Below are 21,691 nucleotides of genomic sequence, written 5' to 3' on the forward strand. Positions count from 1 at the left end.
GCTCCAGAGGCTTTCGGCAGATCCCACATCTATCGCCGTCCTTCCTCAAAATCTTTGTAAATTCTTTTCCCGCTAGGCGTGGAGCAAATTTCCAGGATTACGGTTGATAGACTGGGTAATCGACGTAGCCCTTCGCATCACCACCGTAGAACGTTTCTCTGTCAGCTGGAGTCAGTGGCCATCCGTGTTCGAGTCGAGCGACCAGGTCGGGATTGCTGATGAAGGTGTGTCCAAAGGCAGCCAAGTCGATCTGTCCCTCTGATTGCAGTTCTTCCGCCAGCGCCCGGTTTAGGCCGCCAGCTAAGATCAGTGCAGTGTCCTGCAGCTCGGCTTTAATCTGTTTCAACAGGGTAAAGAATCCGCCAACTGCCTCTCCTTGGACACCTCGATCAATGCGTTCAAAGCTGTCCTGGTTCATGACATGTACGTAAGCGAGCTTGCGTCTTGCGATCTCCCGAGCTAGCGCGACGTAGGTTGCATCGATCTCGTCATACAGGGGCATGTCGAACAGCTGCCCGTACGGCGAGATTCTGATACCCACCCGGTTGGCGCCGATCCGGGCCACCACTGCATCGATCACCTCAAGCGTGAAGCGCAACCTGTTGTCCATCTGATCAGCTGAGTATTTATCGGCGCGATCATTCACCTTTGGGTTCAGGAACTGCTCATGCAGGTAGCCATTGGCACCGTGAATCTCCACTCCATCAAAACCGGCCTCCATAGCATTTGCCGCCGCTTGCGCGAAATCAAGAACGGTTCGCTCCACCTCAGCAGTTGTTAGAGAACGCGGTGCTGGAGGCGTTACCTGGTCTGGCTCACCTCGTTCGTTGTACCCGTACGCCGTCGCCCCCTTCGCTTGCAATGAGCTAGGACTCACCGGTAGCCCGCCTCCGTCTTGGATGGAAGGGTGAGAGATACGTCCTACGTGCCACAGCTGGGCGAATATGCGTCCACCCACGGAATGCACCGAATCCGTAACCAATTTCCAGCCGGCGATCTGCTCTGCGGTATGGATGGCGGGGTTGAAGAGGTAACCGCGCCCTTCATTGGAAATCGACGTGCCCTCACTGATGATTAGGCCCGCAGTTGCTCGCTGTGTGTAGTACAGAGCCGTCAACTCATCGGCCACATCATTGGTGGCTCGGGAGCGTGTCATCGGAGCCATGACAACGCGGTTGCGTAACCTAAGCCCTGCAAGGTCGAACGGTTTGAAGAGGTCAGTCATGAGTAAAGACTCCAAGAAGCGGGTGCATAACGCACATCGATATCCAATCGTAGGCACCCAGCATTACTGCAACAATAGCTATAATTGGCAAAATTAAATTGCGATTAATGCAATCGCCAAGCTTCTCATTGAACAAGATAGGCAGCCATGCAGATCAAAGCTCTACGCTACTTCCTGATGGTGGCCACGACCGGCAGCTTCCTCGCGACAGCCCGCCACTATGAAGTGCCCGCTTCGTCGGTCTCGAGATTCATTGCAGCTTTGGAGAAAGAACTAGGTCGTCAGCTTTTTTACCGCAGCACCCGGGCCGTGAAACTGACCGAGGAGGGAGAAAGGTTCTACCTACAAGTCCAAGAAGCCATAGGCCTGCTGGACGCTGCTGCGGAGGAAATGGTTCAGGGGGATGTGGGAATCAAGGGGCTGATCAGGATCAATGCGCCCGTAGCGCTAGGACGACTGCATGTCGCCCCGCTGCTCGCCAGCATGCAAGCTAAATATCCCGATCTGACAGTAGAGCTGACGCTCACGGACGCTATGATCGACCCCATTCAGGAGGGTGCAGACGTCACCGTCCGCGTGGGCAGGGTCGTCGACTCAGGGCTGATAGGTCGGGTCGTCAGCGGTCAGCGGTATGTCCTGGCTGCTAGTCCAGACTATTTGGCTGCCCACGACATGCCACGCACGCCTGAGGATCTGCCTCAACACAGTTGCCTCCTCTACAAAGGCGAACAGGGCGCGCAACGGTGGTTCTTCAAGCGCCCAGAAGATCAAAAATTCAACTCCCTCGCGGTGAGCGGCCCTCTCAGAAGCAACAATGCGGAAGTGCTAGTAGCAGCAGCCATGGCGGGCCAAGGTATCGTCCTTTTCCCAAGCTGGTTATTCAACCAGGGAAGCTTCAGAGACGGACACCTCATCAGATTGCTCAGCGATTGGGACGTTTCCGCATCAGCCGAGGAAATGCAGGTTCAGCTGCTCTCGCCGGAAAACAAGCTTCGATCACGGAAAGTTCGGGACGTCTCGACCTTCTTGATTGAGCAGATCGGCTCCCCGCCTTACTGGGATCGCATTTGATCAGTTTCTGCCTTGAACCTCCCAAGGCTGTTCCGGGACGAACCGGTCCGCCAACAGGTCAACCACATGGCGAACCTTTGGAGAGAGCAACTGATTCCGTTGCCAGACGGCGTGAATTGGGAAACCGACGGTTTTGACATTAGGCAACACAACCGCAAGTCTTCCGGCAGCGAGATGCTCATTAACCAGCCAGTCCGCAATTAAAGCGATGCCGAATCCTGCAAGAGTGGCCACCAGAATCGCGCCGCTATCGTTAAGGCCTACACGACCTCGGATAGCCATCGAGTGGCTGTGTCCATTCTCATCCAGGAAATACCACGACCTGGCCTGGCCACCACTACCGAATGTGATGCAGGCGTGGGAGTGAAGATCTTCCAACGATGATGGATACCCATTCTTCTCAAGGTATTCGGGTGCGGCGCATAGCACCGCACGCTGAACGCCCAGCGGTTTCGCTATCAGCGTGGCGCTGTCATGCAACGGCCCGATGCGGATCGCTAGGTCGACACCCTCCTCCACGAGATCTACAAGCCTGTCCGTGAGGTTGATGTCCAGCTCAAGCGCAGGATGCTGTTTGGCGATTTCCAGCAACTCGGGCAGCACCCACCGCTTGCCTAACACCATAGGAAGTGTGATGCGAAGACGCCCACTCAGCTCCTGCTGCTGAGCGAGCAACTGTGTCTGGGCCTGCTTGAGCTCATTGAGCGATCGACGACAGCCTTCACTAAAACGTGTGCCTTCGTCTGTCAGGGTCAGGCTGCGAGTGGTGCGATGAAAGAGCCGCGTTCCAAGCGTGGTCTCCAGTCGCGAGATGCTTTTAGCAACCCCCGACTTACTCATATCAAGGCGTTCGGCTGCATCTGTAAAGCTCCCGGCATCGACTACTTCGAGAAAAATGGAGATGCCACGGAAGGGATCTGTTGTGTTCATTTACCTAAACATCCGATTGACGACCAATAGTCAACTCTATTGCGATCACAGCATGGTATATCTCGAACAAATTCGTCAATAGCATATGCACAACAAGGTTCCCTCCGTCTGGGAGCCGTCGTAACACGAGATACGAAGCAACATGAACGCTGTGACCCCCTCAAAGCTGCCCTTGAACGTTGAGCTGTTCCTGCTCGCCGTCTGCTCAGGTCTTGGTGTGGCGAACGTCTACTATCTCCAGCCTAGCCTCCAACTGGTGAAGTCCGATCTGGGCGCCACTGTTGAGCAGATCGGCTGGGTTCCCACCCTTACCCAGATCAGCTACGCACTGGGCATGCTTCTTTTGGCCCCCCTCGGAGATGTGATCACGAGGCGCAAGCTGATCATCATCAAATCCTTGATCCTGGTGCTAGCGCTCATTGCTACCGCCACCGCCCCAAGCCTGAACATCCTGCTAGTGTCCTGTATGGTCGTGGGCCTGCTTGGCAGCGTAGGCCAAGATTTCATTCCCGTTGCCGCCCATGTCGCACCAGAAAAGTCTCGCGGCCACGCTGTGGGCATGGTTACCACCGGACTACTCACTGGCATCCTGCTTTCCCGTACCCTTGGTGGTTTTGTAGCGGACAGCTTTGGCTGGCGCGAGATGCAATTCCTGGCAGCCGGGCTGATGTTGGTGGTTATCCTGATCACATTCCTGACGCTGGCTCCAACCCCGCCCGCACTGCGCACGCCCTACACAAAATTGCTCGCGAGTCTGTGGACGCTTTGGGTAGAACACCGGGCTTTGAAATTGGCGATGATTGTCCAAGGTCTGCTGGCTGCTACCTTGGGTGCTTTCTGGTCTTGCCTTGCCCTCGTACTTGCTGCAGAACCATTTCACTTGGGGGCTGGTGTTGCAGGTTCGTTCGGTATTGCCGGCGCAGCTGGCGCTCTAGCGGCGCCCCTGTTCGGTCGCTTGGCTGATCGACGTGGGCCACTGATCGCTATCAGAGCAGGATGCATCCTGGTAATCGTCTCCTTCGTAGCCATGGCAGCTCTTCCGCCCAGCCTTGCCTTGTTAGCCGTTGGTGCGGTGCTGTTCGACCTGGGGGTACAAGCTGGATTGGTATCACATCAAAGCATCATCAACAGCCTTGACCCCCATGCCCGCAGCCGCTTGAACGGACTTATGATGGCTGGAGCCATGGCTGGTATGGCCGTAGGCGCGGCTATCGGCACACTCGCATTCACAAATTTCGGCGCCCGAGGCATGTTCATCTTTGCTGCAGTCTCAGGGATTGCCGCTCTGGCCGTCACCTATCTTCACCCTGTACCGAAACGGGAACAGCGTTATGCCTAACACCACACACGATCGCCTGCTACGCACTCCATACATCGAGCCCAAGTTGGCCGAGCGGGCACCGTTGACTGTATTGTTCTCACTCCTTTCCCGGTCAGATAACACGCCGCTGAATGAGCGCAGCCGCGCGCAAGGCTTCGGCCTTGATAATGATGGCAACGTCATCGAGGATCCTGCAGCCGATCCTTCTAAAAACGCGCTAGAGGGCAACCCGAATCTCAGCTTCGAGCACTGGGGTGAATACTGGCGCAAGGTTCACGGCCCACGCTTCGTGCACGTTGAAGAATCGGATGACAAGTCTCTTGAGCGTCTGCTGCGGTACGACCAGCTTCACCGATTCGCCCCGGGCCCTACCAGCTTCAATGCGCCTCCCTATCAGTTCCCAGTAGATGAACACGGAAAACTGTGGTCTACGATCGTTGGTCATGTGCCGCGGTATCACCGGCCATCGTGGGACGGAGTGGCGTACCTACACTTTGCTCGACTGGAAGATATGGGCGTTGTGTTCGGAAATGAGCGGGTGCGAAACAAGATCGCCCCTGAAGACCACGCGATGTTCCGCAACATTGCGCCAATCCCCGCGAAGCAGTACATCGTTTTACCAAGTACCTCCGACAACGAGCCGATCACTTTGGTAAAGCTGCACGTTCGGAGGGCCGGAACCAGCCGCGCTCAATTCCAACACTGGTGGTTGCATGAACATGCTCCGACCTTCATGCAGCACACCGGGGGACTGGTGCGACGCTATGTTCAGCTGCATAGCATCGGCCCCACAGAACCCGGCGGGGCTTTCTACCACCCTGAAGCGAGCAAGTTCGACGGGATCAGTTTGCTCAACTTCGCAAGCCTGAACGACCTGGAGGACTTCCTCCGTAGCGAAGACTATCAAGCAATCGCCAACGACGAGGCTTTGATGATCGACACCAGTGCTGGTGAATGGTGGACGTCAGTCAGCATGACAATCGTCAATCGGATCATCTTCGAGAAGACAACTGCGGTTGAAGAGCAATCGACTCCCTTCAACGTGTTCGATTCGCTCTGATTACCATACAGTGAAGGCGCCGGCCTTCACTCATCGAGTTCATGCTCTCGATCTGGTTCACTTACCACGCATTTGTGGCATCAGGTCGAGAGCGTGGCATCTGGGATGCAGGACAGGCACGATTCGCACTGCTCACCCAGCCTGCACACGGACTCTGCGCCTGCTTCCACTCCGCCACGATCGCTTCTACTCCTCACGATGCCCGAGCGCTGCACTCAATTGCCTGGCAGTTTGATCCAGTAATTGGGCTTGAGGGCTTTCCAGCTCAGCAGGAGAGCTTGATACCGAACCTACCACTGTTAGCACACCTTTGATGTTACCGAACGCGTCGAAGACCGGTGCCGATAGAGCATTGATTCCAGGCATAAACAGCCCGCGGATTGAACACATACGCTGGTCGCGCACTCCGGCGAGTTGCGCCTCGACATCTTCCCTGCGCAATACATCTGTTGATTTGTGCTGGACTGTGTTTTTGTCGAGCCAATGCTGGAAATCAAGGTGGTGCAGGTAGGCTCCGAAAACGAGTCCCGTCGAAGACCGGAAGATAGGCAAAACCGATCCAATCTGTGTGACAACGGTCAACTACCGAGGGGCAGGCTCGACCTTAATGACAGTTGCTCCCTCATTGCCCCACACTGCTAAGAAGCATGTTTCCTCAATGGCATCGCGCACCGCCACAAGCGCTCCACCGCCACTTCGGTAGATATCAACACTGCTCAGCGCCGCCAACCCTACATACAGAGCCTCACGACCGAGCCTGTAGTGGCTGCTTGCCGACAAGGGCTATGGCGCCGAAGCGCTACGCCGCTACTGCGATCAATCTCGACCAGAACCCGTCAGTTCGCTCCGCTTGATGTCGCACCGCGAATATGTTAGTGCGAGTGGCTTGCACGAAGATCTTGAAGAGAGGCTGGAGAGTTGGATGAAAGCCGTCTGAGGAGTTATCGCTGGGGAGACACGAAGCTATCACTGCGGTCACAGCGAATGTTGTTTTGTTGACTGCACAAAAAACAGAGCGGCCTAGGCCGCTCTGTGGGGACGAAACACGATGTTCATAGCCGTCAAAACTTCAAGCTGTCCCAAAACAAAGGAGTTGGAAAACTAGGCATAAGCCTTAGCCCTGCAGCAGAGCCCACACCTCGCGATCGCGCTCAGCAGTCCACACGCGTGGCCACTCAACGCCTTCGTACTCGTCCCAGACCCGCTGAACGTCGAACGGGAGGCAGTGCTCGAAGATTGGCCATTGGCCATATTGCGGTTCAAGGGCCTTGTGAGTTGCTTCGAACGCGTCCTTGACGGTGCCACCGTTACGATGAGCGTTGCCAACGTGTTCCAGCATCCCGTTGATGAACGAGCGGGTTTGTTCGATGGCGGCATCCGAAGCTTCGAGGCCTTTGGCGACGGCGCCTCGACCACCGACAACATTCTCGGCGCGGAAGGCTTTGACGCCATCCAAGGTCTTACCCGCCCAGTCGAAGTGGAAGGCATCACCGGTGTACAGTGCAGCTTCTGCTTCAACAAGGTCGCCGGCGAAGAGAGTCTTGCTCTTGCTGTGCCAAGCGACCAGGTCACCTGCAGTGTGGCCACGGCCCAGGAATTTAATTTCCAGGGTGCCGCGATCACCGCCCAGCTCGATGGTGTAATCGTCGCTGACAATGTTCGGAATCGTCAGCCCTGGGATTTCTTCTGGGTTTTTGAACAAGCGCGGCATACGACCGTACTCGCTATCCCAGTCCTCCTGACCGCGCTCCTGGATCAATTTCGCGGTAGCAGTGCTGGCCAAAATGTTCTCAGCTTCGAAGGCACTGGCGCCCAGCACACGTACGGCGTGATAGTGGCTCAGGATCAGGTACTTTACGGGCTTGTCGGTGTGTTCGCGAAGCTGCTTGAGCCAACTGTAAGCCGAAGCCGGAGTAGCGCGTGCGTCGAAACAAACCAGGAAATCTTCACCTTCGATGGCGCCTACGTTTGGGTCACCTTCAGCAGTCAAGGCATAAACACCATCGGCGACAACTTCCAGCGTTTCGATTTTTTCAACGGTGTCGGTCGAAGAGGCAAAGGCTTTGGCCATGGATATTCTCCTTAGAATTAGATGTAGAACATATCGGCCGCTTCAATGTCATTTAGTGCTAGGCGCCTTATTCAGGCCAACTAAGCGCCCAGCTGACGATAGGTTTGAGCGACTGTCCTGAGTTCATCCTAATCCGCTAGAGACAGTTTATATATACAGTAGCCTTCGCAAGAGTGTTGACTCAGAGTCGTCTATGGCCACCCGAACGGCTGAAAAAAGCATTCAGCAGCTGATTTAGGTGAGCGATTGTCTTTAATAGCTGCCCCCCTCAAAGCCTGTAGATCTAAACCTTTTAGTTAGATCGTTAGGAGGCTAGGCAAGCGAGCATGTACTAGACACTGTAGACACACAATGACGGTTTTGCAGCGAATGTTTTTGTTCTGCTGTAAACGAAAAAATCCCCACCGCATCTGAGACGCGGAGCCTAGGAGCTGGGCATCATAACCATCGCACACGAGCAGCAATATCAGTAAAACAAGCGTACGAGTTTGGTACCGAGAAAACGGTCGTTGATCCAAAGCCGCACGGAAGGCTTCAATTTAGTTATTCATCATGGCAATCCGATTATTTTTGTGAGGCCACGTAAGAATTGATCTTTTTACGTTGGAGGTGGCGCGTCTATCTGGTTCGCAGGATGTGCGCCGTGGAAGCCCGGATGCTCCGCGGCCAGCGCTTCAACCCGAGAAATTCGAGGGAACACATTCAGATTCAGGCCGAATCGACGAGCCGCATAAATTTGCGGCAAAAGGTACGCGTCAGCGAGACCAGGCATGTCGCCGAGTGCCCAACCGCTTTCGCCAATCAGGGCCTCCACTGCCTGGAAACCACTGTAGATCCAGTCCTGGATATGCCTCTTCCAGGTATTCGATAATCGTCGGTGATTGAATAACCCGAACCGACTCATCCACCAAGGCAGGCACGCGGCCTTGGGGGTTGATCTCCAGATAGCTAGCGCAGTGGTGTTCTCCGCCGTCCTTGATCAGATTGATGGGGCAAACTTCATACGACAGCCCCTTCAATTCCAGAGCAATCCTTACCCCGGTACGAAGACGTCGACCGGTAATAGGAGTAAAGGATCATCACCGGATCTCCCGGGCAGGGAGCACCACCGCGCGGCACTCACCGAAGCCGATCGACCCAACGCCATCTTGAGTGCAGCGAGCTCTCAAAATGATCTCGTCACCGTCCTCGAGGAACGTACGGCTTTCACCGTTTGGCAGCGTTATAGGATGCTTACCGCCTTGCGTCATCTCTAGGAGAGAACCCATCGAATCAGTGGTGGGCCCAGACAGCGTGCCGGTACCAAACAGGTCACCCGGGTTAAGCTGGCAGCCATTCACAGTGTGATGAGCCACCATCTGCGCGAACGTCCAGTACATGTTAAGCGTAGTGCTCACGCTGAGCGGGTATGGTGCAGCCCCCTCCTCCCGCATGCTTGCGGTGAGAAGGAGAACTTCGAGACGGATATCAAAGGCACCATTGCTCTGATCTTCTTCATCCAGCAGATAAGGAAGCGGAGCTGGATCACCTGATGGCCGAGCAGGCTGGGCAATGCGGAAAGGTTCCAGTGCTTCGGCAGTCACAACCCATGGCGAAATGGTCGACGCGAAACTCTTGGAAAGGAATGGGCCGAGCGGCTGGTATTCCCAAGCCTGGATATCGCGGGCCGACCAGTCATTCAACAGGCAGAATCCAGCAATATGTTCGCGTGCGTCGCGGATGTCGATCGGCTCGCCTAGCCCGTTAGGACGGCCAATCCAAAGACCCAGTTCGAGCTCGTAATCCAGGCGACGGGAAGGCGCATGGATTGGAACATCACTATCAGGAAGCTTGATTTGCCCTGAGGGGCGTACAAAAGGCTGGCCGGAAGGGACGATGGTTGATGCACGGCCGTGGTAACCGATCGGCACATACTTGTAGTTGGGCAGCAGCGGATTGTCCGGCCGGAAGAGCTTGCCCACGTTTTCGGCGTGATGGATGCCAACGTAAAAGTCTGTGTAGTCCTGGATGCGAGCAGGTACATGGAGATTGCAGCGAGAAGCCTCGATCAGCAATCGATCACCGAATTTGCGCTGAGTCTCGACCTCAGGCCCGTTCTCGCAGAGCAGTTCAATCAGACGCTCACGCAAAGCCTTGCGGTCATGGCGTGGCAGGGCGAAGAAACTGTTGAGTGATCCGCCTACCGCCGCCTCCGCCGCCGCCTCAGCTGCGCCGGTCAGCAGGCCAGCTTCGAGTGCGACTTTAAGGTCATAGATGAAGTCGCCAATAGCAACGCCAGTGCGGCGCTCGCCACCTTGAACGCTGAAAACACCGAATGGCAGGTTAGCCAGCGAAAAATCAGGATGGCCGTTGGCCGAAGTTACCCAGCTATTCATCACTACTTTCTCAATTAGGAATTTGTGCTTTCAAATTTTCCAGCGATGCCTTCCCAGCATGCGTCGTAATTGCCCTGCAGCGCGGGGCTGGCCAGCGCAAACTTCGTAGGACGGAGTACCTGGTGTGTCTCAAACATGAAGGCCATGGTGCCATCAAGCTTCTCAGGTTCCAGGTTGGCTGCCATTGCGCGTTCGGAGGTTTTGGCGTCTGGGCCGTGAGCGCTCATGCAGCTATGCAAGGATGATCCGCCGGGGGTGAAGCCGTCAGCTTTGGCGTCGTACTCACCCTCGATCAACCCCATGTACTCGTTCATCAGGTTGCGGTGGAACCATGGCGGACGGAAGGTGTTCTCGGCCACAAGCCAGCGTGGAGGGAAAATCACGAAGTCAAGGTTGGCGAGTCCAGCAACGCTTGTGGGCGAAGTCAACACGGTGAAAATAGACGGATCTGGATGGTCGAAGCTTATGGAACCGATGGTGTTGAAGTGTCGCAGATCGTATTTGTACGGGACGTTGTTGCCATGCCAAGCGACCACGTCGAACGGCGAGTGATCCAATTCAGCTTCCCAGAAGCTGCCTTGAAATTTTTGCACCAGTTGAGTTGGCGATTGCTCGGACTCAAACCAAGCATTTGGAGTGAGGAAGTCGCGAGGATTGGCCAGGCCGTTGCTGCCGATTGGCCCTAGGTCGGGAAGTCGCAACGGAGCACCATGGTTCTCGGCGATATAGCCGCGGGCAGCCGAGCCGAGCAGCTCAACCTTGAATTTCATCCCACGAGGGATGACAGCAATCTCCAGCGGCTGCAGCTCAATACGACCCAACTCAGTCACGAGCAAAAGCTTACCCAACTGAGGCACGATCAAAAGTTCGCCGTCGGCGTTGTAGAACGCCCTCTCCATCGAGCGATTTGCTACGTAATGGAAGATTGTGATTCCACTGGGATGATCCAAGCTAGAGTTCGCAACCATTGCGCGGAGGCCGTCCACAAAATCAGTAGGCTCTGCCGGCACTTCAAGTGCATCCCACCGCATCCGGTTGGGGTTGGCTGGTGCCAATGCGCCCTCTGGGATCGGTGAAGGAATCGCTTTGAAAGTGGGGTGGGACGCAGATGGACGAATTCGATACATCCAAGTACGACGGCTTTCATGGCGAGGCATTGTGAAGGCAGTGCCAGAGAACAGCTCCGCATAGAGACCATGAGCTACCCGCTGGGGGGAGTTCTGGCCAATCGGCAGGGTGCCCGCGATTGCCTCACTGGAAAATTGGTTGCCGAATCCTGACTGGTACCCGATGCCGTTGTCGTTGGTGCTCATCGTTCCTCCTGCGTCGCTGTGTGCGTGCTTTATTTTTCGTAATCCGATTACGCATATCGTAATTACGTAATGGGGTGCGGTCAAGCGTCGCAGGCAAGATCTCGTCCGACAGTCCTATGCAGTTGGATCTTTCTCAGCATTTAAAGGGCTCAGGATGGGGGAACACCCGTTCAGGCCTAGGCTTGGGGCAGGACAGGGCTCAGTCCTAACTCCCCAAGGCTGTCAGCGATGGGCATAGAGGTATGCGCTCGGAAGGTGTATGGGGCGATAAGGAGGCTGGATGCGATTCGCCAGTATCATCGGCTGGCGATCGCTGATTGCGTATGTAGATGGTCAGCGTTGCGCCGACCTATCGTCCCACCGAGCGCAATCGCTTGCTGGGTGCAAATGACTCAAAGTGAGGTACGGAGGGTCGCCGGAGGGAGACTATTCCAAAGGCCTGCTCAAAACACGTTGAAAGGCATCTCAACAATGAATCGATATTCATCTACGTCAAGGTATCGGTAACCCGTGGTGGCGCGATGAGTCGCTTGCCGTAACCGCAGCGACAGGTCTTTTGCGGGCCCGCTTTGAATGACATATTTGATCTCGATATCGCGCTCCCAGTGTTTATTGTCCTTGTCATCATCGTAGATGTGCCTGGCCGTGTATCGGCTGTTGGTACTCCCATTGTTGTCCATTTCATCTCCACGGACATAGCGCGTCATGAACGCCAACCCAGGTACCCCGTAAGCCGCCAGATCAAGGTCGTAGCGGATCTGCCAAGATTTTTCGTTGGCTTCAGTAAAGGTCGCATACTGAACCGCGTTACCCATCAGTACATTTCCTCCCATGGTTCCGAAGCCTACCCAGTCAAGTGGCTCGTCGCCATACAAGGCTTGGTAACCTACGCTCAAGGTGTGCCCCGCTTGGCTATAACCTGACATCAGTGACCAAGCAAAGTTATTAATCTCGCCACCATTTTCTGCGCCGTAGCTGGTTGTCCTATAAGAGTTAAAGTTGAAAGACACAGACCGGCCAGGAGAGACAGTGACTTTATATTTTCCACCGAAGTAATATTGACGCCATACATCTAGAAGCTCCGATCCGTAAATGCTGGCAGAAAAATCACCTTCTTTATAGTTCAACCCCAGATAGTCAATTCGTTTAGAATGAATTCCTACCGCATAGTCCGTAGTCAGGTCATCATCACTATTGGTTGAATCTACGCCACTAATGGACGTAAAACGGCCAGCATCAATGTTTAAATTGTCTAATTCGTTCACATTTAACGACCACCCAGTTGCAGTCGCCGGAAGCAACCTGACAGTGCTCACCGCAAAAACTGGCGTGGCCGGCATCTGTGACCCGTAGCGAAGCACGCTTTTAGATGCGCGGACTTTGACTGATCCTCCGACCTCAGCGTAGCTGTCACTAGGATGGCCCTCGCTGTTAACGTTGAGAAGATTCAAGCCCGCTCGCCCTCCTCCGCTGTCTAGTTTGAAGGCCGCAAGTAAATGACCATCAACTCCAACCCCCACCAGACCAAGAGTGAAACCTGACACAAAGTTTGTAATAAAACCCTGAGCCCACTCTTCACGATAACCGTTACGTTCATCGGCCGACTTGAAAGCATTTCGCCCCAAATTATTAGATAAGCCGTTGCGAAGATCTCGGTTGAAATAGAAATTTCTTGCCAGTACATCCAGATGACTGTCAGCTATCAATCCATTACTTTCAGCTGCTGTTGCGAGCAGCGTATGTGCCATTGCAATTGCCATGGCCATCAGTGGCACAAGACCGTTGTTAAATTTTGCCATGATTAGTCTTCTTGTTTTTATAATACACACGACGAACGCCATCACCACCGAGCGAGGTGGCTGACATGGATGTTCTCAGTTCGGGTTAGGTGCGACGTATGTTGCTCGACTTGGGATGATGAAAATCATGGCAAGCGCTGAAAGCAGCATCATGCCGCTAATGCTGACGAGGCCTGCACTACTGCTACCGGTCAAGTCACGTGCAACACCAATTAGCCAGGGGGCAACAAAGCCGCTGAGCGTTGCCAGTGAACTGACCATCGCGATACCTGCCGCAGCCGCTCTTCCTTTCAGGTACGTAGCAGGCAACGCCCATGCTACAGTGACACCGCCGCTGAAACCAAAACCTGCCAAGCCCAGTAGCAGCAGTGAAACAATGAGGGAGTGCTGCCAAATACTGGCTACTGCCAACATCACCGCCGCGAAAATCATACTCAAAGCATAGTGCCAGCGACGCTCCCGCCTCAGATCAGAACTCCGCCCTATCATCAGCATCCCTAGAGCCGCCATCGAGAAAGGAACTACAGCATACAGCGCGATGGTTGATACATCTTTTATGCCCATCTGCTGAATCATGGTAGGAAGCCAAAAGTTGAATGCATATGAGCCACAATATGCACTAAATGCCAGGAATGCCAAAAGATAGACTCGAGCATCTGTCAGCGCCGAGAAAATCGCTTCTTTACCATGTCCACCGGCGCTCACATTAGCTGCGTTATCACGAACCATGATTTCTTGATGAGTGGCTTTTTCTTCTGCAGTCAGCCAGCTGGCGTGGGACGGCTTATCACTAAGATAGAAGAAGCAGCATACCCCAATAAAAATGATGGGAAGAGCTTCAAGCAAAAACATCCACTGCCAACCTGCCCAACCGTAAATGCCTTCCATGTGTTGCATGATGAGACCAGAAATCGGCCCGCCGACGATAGGTGCTGCCAGTGTCGCTAACAGTAAAAGGGATGTCACCCGTCCACGCATATAGCTGGGGAACCAATAGCTGAGATAGAGAATGACACCTGGAAAGAACCCTGCCTCAAATACACCCAAGAAGAATCTCAGGATGTAGAGGTGCAGTGAGGTGGATACAAACATAGTCAACGCTGAGGTGATACCCCATAGCACCATGATTCGGGTCAGCGTGGCTCTCGCGCCGGTTTTCTCCATTAGCAGATTGCTTGGAATTTCAAAGAAAGCGTATCCCAGGAAGAATATCCCGGCGGCCAGTCCGTACTGGGAATCGGTGAAACCCAAAAGCGGCTGCATCTGTAGCTTGGCATAGCCTATGTTTACTCGATCCAGAAATGAAAAGAAGTAGGCGAGGAACAAAAATGGCAGCAACCGCCGTAAAACCTTCCGAAAAAGCAGCGCCTCGCCGGATGCCGACACTCCCTGACCCACAGGCGTGCCTATAGATTGCGTATTCATCATCGTGACTCTCTTATTTTTATCTCAACGACCGTTGAAGGCGTCTCGGGGCATCCTGCCGGAGTGGTGCCTCCGCTGTGCCGAATCCGGCGTAAGCCGGAACCGTGGGACTGAATTTGCCAATAGCAAACCATATTGTCAATTGCAAATTACATAGATCCGATGCCCACTCAGGCGCATTCCCGCGGCCCTAATCGCCTTGGCTCACTTCCTTTCCTGGCCCTTCAGAAAGGCTGGAGGACGCTCCCCAAAGCTCTTGAGATAGACGGGCTGACAGTCCAGTGGGGCGACTTACGTCTTCCAGCGTGAAGCTAGGCCAATCGACTAAATTGGCCTAAGACGGTCTGTTTTGGCGTGGTTTTGGACAAGCGCAGAGCAAAACAACGCTGCAAAAGCGTTGCACTTTTCATAGCAATGCTGCGGATTCAGATCCGAATCGCTCAAGAATATTGTTTCGCTGCTAACAAACGTCGCTCAGCCCCAGTTTAGGGCTGAGCATGCCTAGCGCCGGGCTACCTGGAAAAGGGCGAAGGCTTGGATGTCCAAGTACGCTCGCAGAGGCTGAAGCTCAAGGGATCGAGTAATGACCCAATTGCCTGGAAAGCTTCTGAGTACTTCTCTGAAGCGTAAGCGAAGTGTCGCCATCCACCGATAGATTCATGGCATTCGTGTCGTCAAACACAGTAAGGGTAAACACGATTTCTCCGTTTAGCCCGAACACGGGTGCGCTCAGCGAGCTCAACCCTGGCATCGGGCGATCTCGTTGGACGTCCACGCCGCGTTCGCGAATCAAGGAGAGTTGCTCAAGGTAGCTAGGGAGATCGAGGCGCGCGGTACTAGAGCCCGCATCACGGATTTCTTCAAGCAACAGGTTTTTCTGCAAGGCCGATTGGGGCAGCCAGGCCGAGAATGTACGACCGATCGAAGAATTTGTCAGCGACATCACCGAGCCAAGCCGGATTTCAGAGTAAAGACTGAAGCGCGCCTCTTCCATTCGTACCACAGTTGGGCCAAGAGATCCCCAAACGCTGAGTACAACTGCGTGACCCGTGGCTGCAGCGAGCTCTTTGACGACCGGCTCCGCCTCATGGGTGGGACTGAGAAAGTGCAAGCCCAGCACTCCTAGATCACGTGCGACCAAACCAGGCTCATAGAGACCTGTCTCTTCATCTTTGAACACCAGGCCGGAGCGTACCAAACTGACCAAATAGGGAAAGGCACGCGCAGAACTCATGCCTACAGCTGAGGCAAATTCCTTCAAAGATACCGGTTTTTGGAGAAGCGTTAACGCCTCTAACAGCTCAGCCGCCACCTCAACAGACTGGATGCCGCGAGGGCTTTTCTCGTCATGCTCGCTCATGGCTTGCCTTCCGCATATCCATTAATGAGACGCTCAGATGCCGCGCGCATCTCATTGGTTACCTCAGCAATCCGTGCCAAATCGAAGCTGGCGGCTGCGGAAAATGCTGTCATTGTGAGCAAGAGACACCCTGCCTCGTTAAAGACGGGAATGGATATCGTGGATACTGAAGGGGTTGGGTAGCCTTGTGCTACAGATCTCCCGGCACTCCGAATTTCATCCAAGACTTCTTTGAACTCTTCGGACTGGAATGTCTCGAGGCTGTCTCTGGTGAACGTCTGATTTTCGATTACAGACGCCGACAGTTCATGAGGCTGGTAGGCAGCGAACAGTCGGCCTGTCGCAGTCCTGGTTAAAGAAAGAACCGTACCAAGACGGAAGCCGATACTCAGCACCGTCCCGTGTTCCGCATAGTGCACTACGATAGGGCCGTGTCGACTCCAGACAGCCACGAATACGTTGACTTCCAGGCGGCGTCCAATCTCATTGACGATTGGAATTGCTTCGCTGACTTTCGGAAGTCGATAAAGAGCCGAAACGCCGAGCCGGAACGAAAGCTGCCCCGGCTCGAACGCTTGGGTGTAGTCATTGCGCTTGAGAAGACCTACACGCGTCAAGCTAACGAGGTAGGTATAGACCTGTGACGGAGGGGTTTCGACAAGGTCTGCGATTTCCTTGAGACTGAGAGGACGGGACTGCTCCACAATCGTGCGCAGGATAAGCCCCGCCATCTCAACGCTTTGCACACCCCGCTGAGACGACTTCATCGAATGTCTCCACCAGCAAGCAGTGTCCCTTCCTGAATACCTGCTCTGTTCTGCATGCGATAACTGGTCAATGCGTTAAAAGCGGCACTGTATCGCCTCCAACCGTCTACCGCAATCAACAGTCACAGCTACATTGTGCCGTTCCTCAAGGCTTCTCTGCAGGGAAAATGCCGAGATCAATGGACGAGGTAGCCCCCATCTACAGGCAGAATGACACCTGTAACATAGCTAGCCGCGGCGGAAGCAAGGAACGTAATAGGCCCAACGAGCTCATCGGGATCAGCTGCACGTCTCATCGGAACATGCTGCAAGAAGGTGCTGAGGGCGTTTTCGTTTCCACGTGTACTTGCAGACATGGCGGTAGCGAACATGCCAGGCGCAACCGCATTTACCCGGATTTCAAATTCCGCCAGTTCCGCTGCCAGGGTTCGTGTCATCTGAGCCACTGCGCCCTTTGAAATCGCATAGGTAGGCGACGTAGTGGCTGCGACGAAGGACTGAATCGACGCGACATTGATCACGTTGCCTTTGGTTTTCTTCAGGGAAGGAAGAAAAGCCTTCGTGACATTGAAAGGCCCCGTCACGTTCACCGCCAGCGTGTCAGCTAAAGCCTGCGTAACAGCAGGTGATTCAAATACTACCCGCTTCAAGATCCCAGCGTTATTGATCAGCACATCGATGTCACCGATCTCACTCACAATCACTGCGGCCAGACGCTCACAAGCCTCCTGGTCACTAACGTCCAGCCCAAAGCCCCAGGCCTGATTGCCTGCGCCGCAGATCGCTTCAGCTGTTTTCGTAGCGCCTTCGGTATCAATGTCGACAATGATGACTTTGGCGCCTTGCTCGGCGAGTCCGTGCGCGACAGCCTTGCCATTTCCTTGAGCAGCGCCAGTGATCAAGACCAGCTTTCCGGCAGCAGACAGGCGAGTTTCACTCAATTCTTTCATGGTAAACCTTTGTTGTTATTAGATAGTTCATTGCGGGTGGAGTACGACTCGATTCAATGCCGCCCGTATCAACCGGTTTTTCTCACCAAGCTGGCTTCTTCCACTTGTGCAGCATTGCTTAAGTGAATCCCTACGGCGTAACCAAAGGTCAGCGCAGGGCCCAAGGTGATACCCGCTCCCGGATAGTTGCCTCCCATGATGCTTGCGGAGTCATTACCCACAGCGAATAGCCCTTGGATCGGCCGGTCATCCGCTCCGAGTACCTGACAGTTGCGATCCACTGCGATGCCGGCGTAGGTACCAATGTCTCCTGGGACGATCTTCACTGCATAGAAAGGCCCGCGCTCGATAGGTGCGACGCAAGGGTTTGGCGCACGGTAGGCATCTCCTTGATAGCGGTTGTACGCCTTTGAGCCTTTGCCGAACTCAAGGTCATGGCCCGCTGACGCGGAGACATTGAATTGGGTGACGGTTTCTACCAGCTGCTGCTCGTTAATCCCTGCTGCTTTCGCCAGCACACCCAGTGTTTTGCCCTTGATCAGGTAGCCCGTTTTCAGGTGCCTGCCTATTGGCAGTGGGAATGGGGCTACACACCCCAATCCATAACGTCGAAGCGTGTAGTGGTCACAAATGAGCCAGGAGCATACTTCGGGCTCCTGGCTGCAGGCCTTGATCATGGCTTGGACATAGTCGTGATACGAGTCGGCTTCATTGGTGAATCGTTTACCGCTCCGAGTAACCGCGATAACACCAGGCTTTGCACGATCAATGAAGTGCGGCATGACACCCTGAGTGCCATCCTTACGCGTGGTCAGGGACACTGGTGTCCATGCCGCAGGATTAGGGAGATTCGTGTTGAGCTTGCCTCCCATTTTTTCGACCATTTTCAGGCTATCGCCGGTGTTGGTTTTAGGGGTAGGCGTCCAATGTTCGTTGCCGGTTTTAGTGTGCGAATAGAGAGCTTTGCGGCGCTCGATGTCATGAGGGAATCCCCCGGCAGCCAATACGACCCCCCTCGCCGCCCGAACGACTACCTCCTCACCATTTCTCCGCACTCGAGCCCCTACAACCGCGCCGCCTTCGATAATCAGCTCAGTAACTGGGGATCGCAGCCAAATTGGTATGTCCATATCAAACGCTGACTTGGCCAACCGACCAATCAGAGCATTCCCGTTAGTGAGCGTCATCCCACGGCCGTATTTAATGGTCTGCCAAATGTGCTTGGAGAGTCGCTTCGTAGCGTAAATCGCTGACTCCAACGACCTGGTTGCACGCATGAAGTGCTTAATGTCTGGGCCTGAGCCGATCATCATCCCTAGAACCGTCTGTTCAGGAAGCGGTGGCTCCAGTTGCTCCATGCGCTTACCAAGCTCCCGAGCATCGAACGGTCTTGCAACCATCGAACGGCCGCCCTGCATGGCGCCAGGCGCTTCAGCATGGTAGTCCGGGAACACCAATGGCATATCGAATCGGACAGCAGTGTTTTTGAGGAAGAAATCTACCGCCGGGCTTCCATGCCGCAGGAAAGCGTCCACGCGTTCTTCGTTGTAGGAATTCCCTCCTTCGTGCTTCAGGTATGTCTTCACCGCATCGTGAGAGTCGCTATGCCCCCATGCTTGGGCAAGCGAGGTGCACGGAATCCATAACCATCCACCAGACCGAGCAGAAGTACCGCCAAAGGTCGAACCCTTTTCGACCATCACTACGTTCAAACCATGATGCTTGGCCGTAATGGCGGCAGACATGCCCGAAGCTCCTGATCCAACCACCAAGACATCGCATTCATAAATTTCTTGTTTTTTCATGCTGGTTCTCCAAACCGTGGACTACCGGTAACGACGCCCGACAGGGGCGCCACCTAGCAGGTGAGCAAAAATTAACATCCAGTTATCCTATGTGTAAACGGTTTGTCATATGGTAATTTCGGTTGCCGCTTGCCCTGTAGGTAGGTCGGTCAGGTGACAAGCCGCTCTAGAACGGTGATCTCGGGCACGCAAGCCCACCCACGACGAGAGCCATCGTGGATTTTTAACTCACAAAAATTGGGACATGACGCATCGTGTTCCAATGCTGGAACGAGGCTTATCCAGCTGCACGAAGGAGATCCTGCTACTGCGGGCGGGGAAATTGAGTAACCAAAATCCTGCCGCGGTTAAGTTCACTGCGGTTGCTTTGCAAGGCGGGCGATTTGAGGCAAGCGTGTGCGGAATTTCTGGATTGGCGGCTAGGGTGCCAGCAGGCAATTGAGCAATCCTGGCGTGTCTTTCCTTTCTGATCTATGTGTAAGTGCTGCGCCGGCAAACCGAAGGAGGAAAGGGATGGAGCTTGTTACTGTTGCATGCATTGCGTTGAACCGGATTGGCTCTGCAAATGCCGCAGGATTTGGCTACGCAAGGCATCGCAGGCAGCAGTTTTTCACCGAAGTGGCTGACGGCGATGTGGACACGCTCCGGCAGAAGGTCATTGAAGTCGCTGAGGCTAATGGGGAACAGGAGGGGGTACTTCATAGCCTTGAGCACGCTCAAAACCTGGGGTTCCCGCCAGGTCAAACAGTGTTCGACGTTCAAGGACTAACGACTCAATACAGTGAGCCCTACGCCGCATGTGTGGTCTTCCCCGCACTGAAGGTGGCTGGCGTTCCCGGGCCTCATCCGCTGCTTTTTCGAATTTATCGACTCCACCTAGGTGTCGCTTCCCGTTCGCGCACGGCTTGTTGAGTCCTGGCTTCCAGCGTGCGGTCAACCTCCCGCAACTCCACCTCGGTATTTCTCCGCGCGGCTACATCTGCAGCATCGTCCGGCCTCTTCTCCTTACAGCGTGCCAGCCATCAAACCTGAACACTCACTGCGCAGCCAGTGCCCTCGCTCTGCAACCGTTGCGCCAGCAGCCAGGTAAAGGCCAGCACCGGGATCAGCGCACAGCCAGCTGCCAACCACAGCAGCATGCCGAAGCCCTCACCGACCAGTTGCCCGGCCAGGGCCGGACCTGCCATGGAGCTCAGGGCAAACGCTCCTGGTATCAGCATGATCGAGCGACCACTGCGGTCCAGGCGGGCAATTGCTGCGGTCTGATAGACGCAGCCCCAGGTGAAGCCCACTTCCCAGATCCAGGCGCCGGTGGCATACATCAGGAAGCCTTCGGCGTTACCCAGTAGCAAGAGCCCGGTACCCAGCACCGCGAGAACGATGACATGGGGGATGCGCACGCCCAGGCGGTCACCCACCACGGCCAACGCCAGCGCCGCTGCGCCGCCCAGCAGTTTCAGCACGGCGAAGACGATGCCCAGTTCCGCTGGCTGCAACGCCAGACCATGGCCCAAGCGCTCAAGGAAGGCCCAGAGGCCAATCTGCCCGGCGCCGAACAGGAAGAAAAACGCCAGTGCCGCATAGGCCGCCGGTGGAAACCTGAAGCGCGAGAGCAACGAGCCGGTGTGTGCCTGCTGCGCTTCGTGAACGAAGTCCTGGCGCCGGGGCAATGCCAGCGCGCTGAGGCTCAACAGCAGGATGATCGCAGCCAGCATCAAAGCCGCGCCGGTGTAGTGAAAATAGGCAATCACCAGCGATGGCAAGGCGAACAGCACAGCGGCCACCACCCCCAGTTCAATGCCCAGGCGCATCCCCAGGGCGCGTTCCTTGTTGACCATTTCACCCATGATGCGCATGCCCAGACAGGTCATCAGCGCAGCAAAAAAGCCGATCACCGCCCACAGCGGCAACTGGGCCGTGGCCGGCAGCCAGGATGACATCCCATATGCTGCAGCAGCGCCAAGCGCACAACCCAGGGTCAGCCAGCGCCAGTTCAGGCGGTCGATCAGCACCACTGCCAACAGCGTTCCGAGCAGGTAGCCGGCAAAACACACCGACCCCAGCAGGCCGATCTGTTCCACTGTAAAGCCCAGGCTGTCGACCATCGACCCGAGCAGGATAGGCAAGGTATTGAACGGCAAGCCGCCAATCGTCGAAGCGAAGCTGGCGGCCAGCATGATCGCCAGTGTTTTACGGCCATTCAGGTTCATTGCTCTCTC

The 21,691-nt window shown here is 55.0% G+C and carries 16 protein-coding genes and 2 pseudogenes; 5 read left to right on the top strand and 13 right to left on the bottom strand.

From position 1 onward, the window contains the following. Positions 1-97: 97 nt before the first annotated feature. Positions 98-1,225: an alkene reductase gene (locus P0Y58_16450; GenBank protein ID WEK28497.1), complete on the bottom strand. Its 1,128-nt coding sequence runs from the start codon at positions 1,223-1,225 to the stop codon at positions 98-100. A gap of 147 nt (positions 1,226-1,372) precedes the next feature. Between P0Y58_16450 and P0Y58_16455 the strand changes: the two genes are divergently transcribed. Continuing rightward, positions 1,373-2,296 (top strand): LysR family transcriptional regulator, encoded by a 924-nt coding sequence (locus P0Y58_16455; GenBank protein ID WEK28498.1) that lies wholly within the window; start codon positions 1,373-1,375, stop codon positions 2,294-2,296. On the opposite strand, the gene P0Y58_16460 is transcribed toward P0Y58_16455, so the two are convergent. Beyond that, positions 2,297-3,226, bottom strand: coding sequence for a LysR family transcriptional regulator (locus P0Y58_16460; protein ID WEK28499.1), 930 nt, complete (start codon positions 3,224-3,226; stop codon positions 2,297-2,299). Positions 3,227-3,368: 142 nt separating this feature from the next. On the opposite strand from P0Y58_16460, the gene P0Y58_16465 reads away from it, so the two are divergent. From P0Y58_16465 to P0Y58_16475, 3 genes and pseudogenes are all read left to right on the top strand, one after another. After that, positions 3,369-4,565: an MFS transporter gene (locus P0Y58_16465; protein ID WEK28500.1), complete on the top strand. Its 1,197-nt coding sequence runs from the start codon at positions 3,369-3,371 to the stop codon at positions 4,563-4,565. Beyond that, on the top strand, positions 4,558-5,607 hold the full coding sequence (locus P0Y58_16470; protein WEK28501.1) for an EthD domain-containing protein: 1,050 nt from the start codon (positions 4,558-4,560) through the stop codon (positions 5,605-5,607). Before P0Y58_16465 ends, P0Y58_16470 begins: the two co-directional genes overlap by 8 nt. A gap of 763 nt (positions 5,608-6,370) precedes the next feature. Further along, a pseudogene (locus tag P0Y58_16475) lies at positions 6,371-6,463 on the top strand (IS5/IS1182 family transposase). A gap of 258 nt (positions 6,464-6,721) precedes the next feature. On the opposite strand, the gene P0Y58_16480 reads toward P0Y58_16475, so the two are convergent. From P0Y58_16480 to P0Y58_16525, 10 genes and pseudogenes are all read right to left on the bottom strand, one after another. Further along, positions 6,722-7,678, bottom strand: a complete 957-nt coding sequence (locus P0Y58_16480; protein ID WEK28502.1) for an MBL fold metallo-hydrolase — start codon at positions 7,676-7,678, stop codon at positions 6,722-6,724. A gap of 598 nt (positions 7,679-8,276) precedes the next feature. After that, positions 8,277-8,758: pseudogene (locus tag P0Y58_16485) on the bottom strand (glutathione S-transferase N-terminal domain-containing protein). Beyond that, on the bottom strand, positions 8,758-10,053 hold the full coding sequence (gene fahA / locus P0Y58_16490) for a fumarylacetoacetase (GenBank protein WEK28503.1): 1,296 nt from the start codon (positions 10,051-10,053) through the stop codon (positions 8,758-8,760). The pseudogene P0Y58_16485 and the gene fahA overlap by 1 nt, the downstream one beginning before the upstream one ends. Before the next feature lie 14 nt (positions 10,054-10,067). Next, the gene (gene hmgA / locus P0Y58_16495; protein WEK28504.1) at positions 10,068-11,366 is read right to left on the bottom strand and encodes a homogentisate 1,2-dioxygenase; all 1,299 of its coding nucleotides are present in this window, start codon (positions 11,364-11,366) and stop codon (positions 10,068-10,070) included. A 443-nt stretch (positions 11,367-11,809) separates the two neighbouring features. Next, the gene (locus P0Y58_16500) at positions 11,810-13,165 is read right to left on the bottom strand and encodes an OprD family porin (GenBank protein WEK28505.1); all 1,356 of its coding nucleotides are present in this window, start codon (positions 13,163-13,165) and stop codon (positions 11,810-11,812) included. A gap of 75 nt (positions 13,166-13,240) precedes the next feature. Then, on the bottom strand, positions 13,241-14,593 hold the full coding sequence (locus tag P0Y58_16505) for an MFS transporter (GenBank protein WEK28506.1): 1,353 nt from the start codon (positions 14,591-14,593) through the stop codon (positions 13,241-13,243). 565 nt (positions 14,594-15,158) lie between these two features. After that, the gene (locus P0Y58_16510; protein WEK28507.1) at positions 15,159-15,950 is read right to left on the bottom strand and encodes an IclR family transcriptional regulator C-terminal domain-containing protein; all 792 of its coding nucleotides are present in this window, start codon (positions 15,948-15,950) and stop codon (positions 15,159-15,161) included. Continuing rightward, the gene (locus tag P0Y58_16515) at positions 15,947-16,717 is read right to left on the bottom strand and encodes an IclR family transcriptional regulator (protein WEK28508.1); all 771 of its coding nucleotides are present in this window, start codon (positions 16,715-16,717) and stop codon (positions 15,947-15,949) included. The genes P0Y58_16510 and P0Y58_16515 overlap by 4 nt, the downstream gene beginning before the upstream one ends. A gap of 176 nt (positions 16,718-16,893) precedes the next feature. After that, positions 16,894-17,667, bottom strand: a complete 774-nt coding sequence (locus P0Y58_16520; GenBank protein ID WEK28509.1) for an SDR family oxidoreductase — start codon at positions 17,665-17,667, stop codon at positions 16,894-16,896. A gap of 68 nt (positions 17,668-17,735) precedes the next feature. Beyond that, positions 17,736-19,472, bottom strand: coding sequence for an FAD-dependent oxidoreductase (locus tag P0Y58_16525; protein WEK28510.1), 1,737 nt, complete (start codon positions 19,470-19,472; stop codon positions 17,736-17,738). A gap of 513 nt (positions 19,473-19,985) precedes the next feature. Between P0Y58_16525 and P0Y58_16530 the strand changes: the two genes are divergently transcribed. After that, positions 19,986-20,384, top strand: coding sequence for a hypothetical protein (locus P0Y58_16530; protein WEK28511.1), 399 nt, complete (start codon positions 19,986-19,988; stop codon positions 20,382-20,384). Positions 20,385-20,494: 110 nt separating this feature from the next. On the opposite strand, the gene P0Y58_16535 is transcribed toward P0Y58_16530, so the two are convergent. Beyond that, positions 20,495-21,682 carry an MFS transporter gene (locus P0Y58_16535; protein ID WEK28512.1) on the bottom strand — a complete coding sequence of 396 codons (1,188 nt, stop codon included), beginning with the start codon at positions 21,680-21,682 and terminating at the stop codon, positions 20,495-20,497. Between the last annotated feature and the right edge of the window lie 9 nt (positions 21,683-21,691).

The sequence above is a fragment of the Candidatus Pseudomonas phytovorans genome, from assembly GCA_029202525.1.
Lineage (GTDB): Bacteria > Pseudomonadota > Gammaproteobacteria > Pseudomonadales > Pseudomonadaceae > Aquipseudomonas > Aquipseudomonas phytovorans.